The following is a 6,021-nucleotide window of genomic DNA, read 5'->3' on the forward strand; positions in this document are numbered from 1 at the left end:
GTACCGGGGGACGACCGGGGTAGTGTGGCTTGTTCAGGATCACAGGCACATGAAGGCCGACGGCTTCGAGACGGAGCATTCTTTGGCACCTCGCCCCTCGCGGCTCTGCACCTAACTCCGGGCATTCCGCGATGAACAAAAAAAACCGGCGCTGTGAGGCGCCGGTTTCCTTTGAAGAGCATCGCCGCTGAAGCGGCTCCCACAGGGAGGCTGTCCCCACTGGGGATCTGTCCCCGCAGGGGGCTCGCTGTTAGTGCTTGAGGGTCTTGCGCATGCGCTCGAGGGCCTGCAGCTGGGCCAGGGCCTCGGCCAGCTTGGCCTGGGCCTCGGCGACGTCCAGCGTCTCGCCACGGTTGGCCAGGGCGGCTTCGGCCTCGCCCTTCGCCTTCAGGGCGGCGGCTTCGTCGAGATCGGCCGCGCGAACGGCCGTAACGGCGAGGATCGTCACGACCTGCGGCTGCACCTCGAGGATGCCGCCGGAGACGTAGAACTGCTGGCGCTCACCGCCGGCAGCAACCACGTCCACGTGGCCCGGCTTGAGGCGGGTGATCAGCGGCGCGTGACGCGGCGCGATACCCAGCTCGCCGAGCTCACCGGTGGCGACCACGAGCGTGGCTTCGCCGGAGTAGATCTCGGCTTCGGCGCTGACAATGTCGACGCGAATGGTGTGGGTCATGGGTTTGTCTTCCTAGGTAAGGAGTGGGGAAAGAAGGCGCTTACGCAGCCTTCTTCGCACCCATTTCCTCGCCCTTCTTGATGGCTTCGTCGATGCCGCCGACCATGTAGAAGGCCTGCTCGGGCAGATAGTCGAGCTCGCCGTCGAGGATCATCTTGAAGCCGCGGATCGTGTCCTTCAGGGCGACGTACTTGCCCGGCGARCCGGTGAAGACTTCGGCMACGWRGAACGGCTGSGASARGAAGCGCTCGATCTTGCGGGCGCGCGACACCGAAGCCTTGTCTTCCGGGGACAGYTCGTCCATGCCGAGGATGGCGATGATGTCCTKSAGWKCCTTGTAGCGCTGCAGGGTGCCCTGCACGCGACGGGCGATGTCGTAGTGCTCCTGGCCGATCACGGCGGCGTCGAGCTGGCGGCTGMTGGATGCCAGCGGATCGACGGCCGGGTAGATACCCAGCGAGGCGATATCGCGGCTCAGCGTGACCGTTGCATCGAGATGCGCGAACGTGGTCGCCGGGGACGGATCGGTAAGGTCATCCGCGGGCACGTAGACGGCCTGGATCGAGGTGATCGAGCCGGTCTTGGTCGAGGTGATGCGCTCCTGAAGGACGCCCATTTCCTCGGCCAGCGTCGGCTGGTAACCCACGGCCGACGGCATACGGCCGAGCAGTGCCGACACTTCGGTACCGGCCAGCGTGTAGCGGTAGATGTTGTCGAYGAAGAGCAGGACGTCCTTGCCCTTGCCGGTCTCGTCCTTCTCGTCGCGGAAGTACTCGGCCATGGTCAGGCCGGTCAGCGCGACGCGCAGGCGGTTACCCGGCGGCTCGTTCATCTGGCCGTAGACCATCGCGACTTTATCGAGGACGTTGGAGTCCTTCATCTCGTGATAGAAGTCGTTACCTTCACGCGTGCGCTCACCCACGCCGGCAAACACGGACAGACCCGCGTGCGCCTTGGCGATGTTGTTGATGAGCTCCATCATGTTGACCGTCTTGCCGACGCCGGCGCCGCCGAACAGGCCGACCTTGCCGCCCTTGGCGAACGGGCACATCAGGTCGATGACCTTGATGCCGGTTTCCAGCAGTTCGTTGCCGGCAGCCTGCTCGTCGTAAGCCGGGGCCTCGCGGTGGATGACCCACTGTTCGGTCTCGCCGATCGGGCCGGCTTCGTCGATCGGGCGACCGAGCACGTCCATGATGCGGCCGAGGGTGGCCTTGCCGACCGGCACCTTGATGCCTTCGCCGGTGTTGCGGGCGATCAGGTTGCGGCGCAGGCCGTCGGTGGAACCGAGCGCGATGGTGCGCACGATACCGTCACCGAGCTGCTGCTGCACTTCGAGGGTGATCTCGGTGCCGTCGACCTTCAGTGCGTCGTAAATCTCCGGCACCTGGTCGCGCGCGAATTCGACGTCGACGACCGCGCCGATGATCTGAACAACTTTGCCCTGGCTCATGGAATGCTCCGGATGAATCTTCGTAAGGTTCTGTTTCGGCGCCGCATGCTGCGTCGCCATCGCTTTGGGGTTTCGGTCAGACCGCGGCGGCGCCGCCGACGATTTCCGAGATTTCCTGGGTAATCGCCGCCTGACGTGCCTTGTTGTAGACCAGCGTCAGTTCGCCGATGACCTTGTTGGCGTTGTCCGAGGCGGCCTTCATGGCGACCATGCGTGCAGCGTGCTCGCTGGCGAGGTTCTCCAGCGCGGCCTGGTACACCACGGACTCGATGTAGCGCGTCATCAGGTGCTCGAGCACCGTGCGCGCGTCGGGTTCGTAGATGTAATCCCAGTCGTGGGTCTGTTCGACCTTCACGCCTTCGGATGCCTTGCCTTCGGCGTTCTCGAGTTCCTGCGCGACCAGCGACACCGGCAACAGCGCCTCGATGGTCGGCTTCTGCACGATGGTGTTCACGAAGTCGTTGTAGACCAGGAACACGCGGTCGAGCTTGTTATCGGAGTACGCGTCGAGGACGACCTTGATCACGCCGATGAGGTCTTCGAGCTTCGGCTTCTCACCCAGGTGCGTCGCCGTGCCGATCAGGTTCACGCCCTTGATGCGGCGGAAGAAACTGACGGCCTTCTGGCCGACGGCAACCACGTCGATCTCGGCGCCCTTGCCCTGCCACTCACGAATGGAGGTGAGCGTGCGACGGAACAGGTTGGAGTTGAGGCCGCCGGCGAGGCCGCGGTCCGTCGACACCACGATGAAGCCGACGCGCGCGACGTTCTCGCGCTCGGTGAGGAACGGGTGCACGAAGTCCGTGCTGGCCTGGGCGACGTGCGCGATCACCTTGCGCATCAGGCGCGCATAGGGACGCGAGGCCTTCATCAGGTCCTGCGCCTTGCGGATCTTCGACGCCGAGACCATTTCGAGCGCACGCGTCACCTTGCGCATGTTCTGCGTGCTCTTGATCTTGGTTTTGATTTCGCGGCCGCTTGCCATGGCTTACTCGTCTGTAAAGGGTGACGCCAGGTGTTCCACGCGGCGGGCGATGTCGCCCGCCGCGCGTGTCTCGCTATTACCAGCTACCGGTCTTCTTGAACTCGTCCGTGGCCGACTTGAAGGTCGCCTCGATGTCCTTGTCCCAGTCACCGGTTTCGTCGATCTTGGTCATCAGCTCGGCGTGGTTCTGGCGGAAGAAGGCATGCAGGCCCTTCTCGAACGGCAGCACCTTGTTGATCGGCAGGTCGTCGAGGTAACCCTTCTCGGCGGCGAACACGGACACACCGAGCTCGGCGATCGACAGCGGCGAGTACTGCGGCTGCTTCATCAGTTCCGTGACGCGCTGGCCGCGGTCCAGCTGCGCGCGCGTGGCGGCATCCAGGTCCGAAGCGAACTGCGCGAAGGCAGCCAGCTCGCGGTACTGCGCGAGGGCGAGCTTCACGCCACCGGAGAGTTTCTTGATGATCTTGGTCTGTGCGGCACCACCGACGCGCGACACCGAGATACCGGCGTTCACGGGCGGACGGATACCGGCGTTGAACAGATCGGTCTCGAGGAAGATCTGGCCGTCGGTGATCGAGATGACGTTGGTCGGAACGAACGCGGAAACGTCGCCGGCCTGAGTCTCGATGATCGGCAGGGCGGTGAGCGAACCCGTCTTGCCCTTCACTTTGCCGTCGGTCATCTTCTCGACGTATTCGGCGCTGACGCGCGAAGCGCGCTCGAGCAGACGCGAGTGGAGATAGAAGACGTCGCCCGGATAGGCTTCGCGACCCGGCGGACGCTTGAGCAGCAGCGAGATCTGGCGGTAAGCGACGGCCTGCTTGGAGAGGTCGTCGTACACGATCAGCGCATCTTCGCCGATGTCACGGAAGTACTCACCCATGGCGCAGCCGGAATACGGCGCGACGTACTGCAGGGCAGCCGCTTCGGACGCCGAAGCGACGACAACGATGGTGTTGGCCAGCGCGCCGTTCTCTTCGAGCTTGCGCACGACGTTGGCGATCGAGCTGCGCTTCTGGCCGATGGCCACGTAGATGCACTTAATGCCCGAGTGCTTCTGGTTGATGATCGCGTCGATCGCGACGGCGGTCTTGCCCGTCTGGCGGTCGCCGATGATCAGCTCGCGCTGGCCTCGGCCGATCGGGATCATCGAGTCGATGGACTTGTAGCCCGTCTGCATGGGCTGGTCGACCGACTGGCGCCAGATGACGCCCGGCGCGACCTTTTCGACCGGGCTGGTGCCCACGGCGTCGATCGGACCCTTGCCGTCGATCGGGTTGCCCAGCGCGTCGACAACGCGGCCGAGCAGACCCGGGCCGACCGGCACTTCGAGGATGCGGCCGGTGGTCTTGGCGGCATCGCCTTCGCGCAGGTGCTGGTACTCACCGAGCACCACGGCGCCGACCGAGTCGCGCTCGAGGTTCAGCGCGAGGGCGAACGTGTTGTTCGGCAGTTCGATCATTTCGCCCTGCATCACGTCGGCCAGGCCGTGGATGCGCACGATGCCGTCGGACACGCTGATGATCGTGCCTTCGTTGCGTGCCTCGGCGCCGAGCTTGAACTGCTCGATGCGGGTCTTGATCAGCTCGCTGATCTCGGAGGGATTCAGTGTGGTGCTGGACATGGTTGCCTTCCCTTAATTCGTATCAGTGCGTCAGCGCGCTGGCCAGCCGCTGCAGGCGGCCGCGCGCGGAACCGTCGATGACCTGCTCGCCGGTGTCGATGACGACACCACCAAGCAGCGCCGGATCGACGTGCGTATCCAGTTCGATCTCGAGCTTGAAGCGACGCTTCAGCGAGGCGCGCAGCAGGTCCGCCTGCGCCGTATCGAGATCCAGTGCGCTCGTGACCTTGACCTTCAGGGTCTGCTCCGACTCTCGCTTGTAGTCGTCGTAGAGCGCCGCGATTTCCGGCAACAGCACGAGACGGCCGTTTTCCGCCAGCTCGGCGAGAAAGTTCGCGAAGGGCGTATCGGTGGCCATGTCCTGCGGAAGGTGCAGTGCAACCAGTTGCGCCGGCAACACGCGCGGGTCGTTGGTCAGGCCGGCAACGCGCGGGTCCTCCGCGACGATGGCCGCGAAGCTCAGCGCATGGGACCAGCCGGCGAGCGAACCCGACGCATGCGCCACTTCGAAAGCGGCGCGTGCGTAGGGACGAGCGAGGGTGAGCGCCTGGGCCATGATCAGATCTCGGCGGCGAGTTGGTCGAGCAGCGCCCTGTGGGCCGCCGGATCGATTTCACGCTGCACGATCTTCTCCGCGCCACGCACGGYGAGGGCGCCGACCTGTTCGCGAAGCTGTTCACGGGCACGCTGGGCCATCGAGGCGATCTCGTCCTGGGCCTGGGCCTTCAGACGGTTGATCTCACCGGTGGCTTCGGCGCGGGCCTTCTCGAGAAGCTGGTTGGCCTGCTGCTGGGCCTTGTCGATGATCTCGGTCGCCTGGAGGCGAGCCTGCTTGATCTCGACAGCGACCTTGGCGTCGGCATCCTTCAGCTCGGCACGAGCACGCTCGGCCGCGGCGAGCCCTTCGGCCACCTTCTTCTGGCGTTCTTCGATGGCACCGTTGAGCTGGGGCCAGATGAACTTGGTGGTGAACCAGACCAGGATCGCAAAAGAGATCATCTGGCCCAGGAAGGTCATGTTAATTTCCATGATCTCTCCAAAGACTCCGAACGCTGGGGTACTGACGGTCGCCGTGGCATTGCGGCCACGGCGACGAAGACAAACGCTTGCTTAGCCGCCGGAAGCGGTGCGCAGGACGTTGATCAGCGGGTTCGAGAAAGCGAGCAGCAGGGCGATGGCCAGGCCGATGATGAACGCCGCGTCGATCAGGCCGGCGAGCAGGAACATACGACCCTGGAGCAGCGGAACCAGCTCAGGCTGACGGGCGGCCGACTCGAGGA

At 64.6% G+C, this 6,021-nt stretch carries 7 protein-coding genes; all 7 read right to left on the reverse strand.

Annotated elements, in window-relative coordinates:
* Positions 1–250 precede the first annotated feature (250 nt).
* Complete coding sequence (locus tag AC1DT2_RS14095; protein WP_477296968.1) at positions 251–676, reverse strand: F0F1 ATP synthase subunit epsilon; 426 nt, start codon at positions 674–676, stop codon at positions 251–253.
* Positions 677–716: 40 nt separating this feature from the next.
* Complete coding sequence (gene atpD, locus AC1DT2_RS14100) at positions 717–2,129, reverse strand: F0F1 ATP synthase subunit beta (RefSeq protein WP_477296970.1); 1,413 nt, start codon at positions 2,127–2,129, stop codon at positions 717–719.
* 76 nt (positions 2,130–2,205) lie between these two features.
* Complete coding sequence (gene atpG, locus AC1DT2_RS14105; protein WP_046966955.1) at positions 2,206–3,114, reverse strand: F0F1 ATP synthase subunit gamma; 909 nt, start codon at positions 3,112–3,114, stop codon at positions 2,206–2,208.
* A 76-nt stretch (positions 3,115–3,190) separates the two neighbouring features.
* Positions 3,191–4,741 (reverse strand): F0F1 ATP synthase subunit alpha, encoded by a 1,551-nt coding sequence (atpA, locus tag AC1DT2_RS14110; RefSeq protein WP_063571175.1) that lies wholly within the window; start codon positions 4,739–4,741, stop codon positions 3,191–3,193.
* 22 nt (positions 4,742–4,763) lie between these two features.
* Positions 4,764–5,297, reverse strand: coding sequence for a F0F1 ATP synthase subunit delta (locus AC1DT2_RS14115; RefSeq protein ID WP_477296971.1), 534 nt, complete (start codon positions 5,295–5,297; stop codon positions 4,764–4,766).
* Positions 5,298–5,299: 2 nt separating this feature from the next.
* Positions 5,300–5,770: a F0F1 ATP synthase subunit B gene (locus AC1DT2_RS14120; protein ID WP_477296973.1), complete on the reverse strand. Its 471-nt coding sequence runs from the start codon at positions 5,768–5,770 to the stop codon at positions 5,300–5,302.
* Between the two features lie 81 nt (positions 5,771–5,851).
* Positions 5,852–6,021: ATP synthase F0 subunit C (atpE, locus tag AC1DT2_RS14125; protein WP_477296974.1), on the reverse strand; the 170-nt coding region annotated here is incomplete at its 5' end.

This window comes from Luteibacter sp. P4_E6 (assembly GCF_056401535.1).

Excerpts from the sequence above, each read along its gene's own strand:
- AC1DT2_RS14095 (WP_477296968.1), bottom strand. The coding sequence starts at position 676 with ATGACCCACACCATTCGCGTCGACATTGTCAGCGCCGAAGCCGAGATC.
- atpA (WP_063571175.1), bottom strand. The coding sequence starts at position 4,741 with ATGTCCAGCACCACACTGAATCCCTCCGAGATCAGCGAGCTGATCAAG.
- AC1DT2_RS14115 (WP_477296971.1), bottom strand. The coding sequence starts at position 5,297 with ATGGCCCAGGCGCTCACCCTCGCTCGTCCCTACGCACGCGCCGCTTTC.
- atpG (WP_046966955.1), bottom strand. The coding sequence starts at position 3,114 with ATGGCAAGCGGCCGCGAAATCAAAACCAAGATCAAGAGCACGCAGAAC.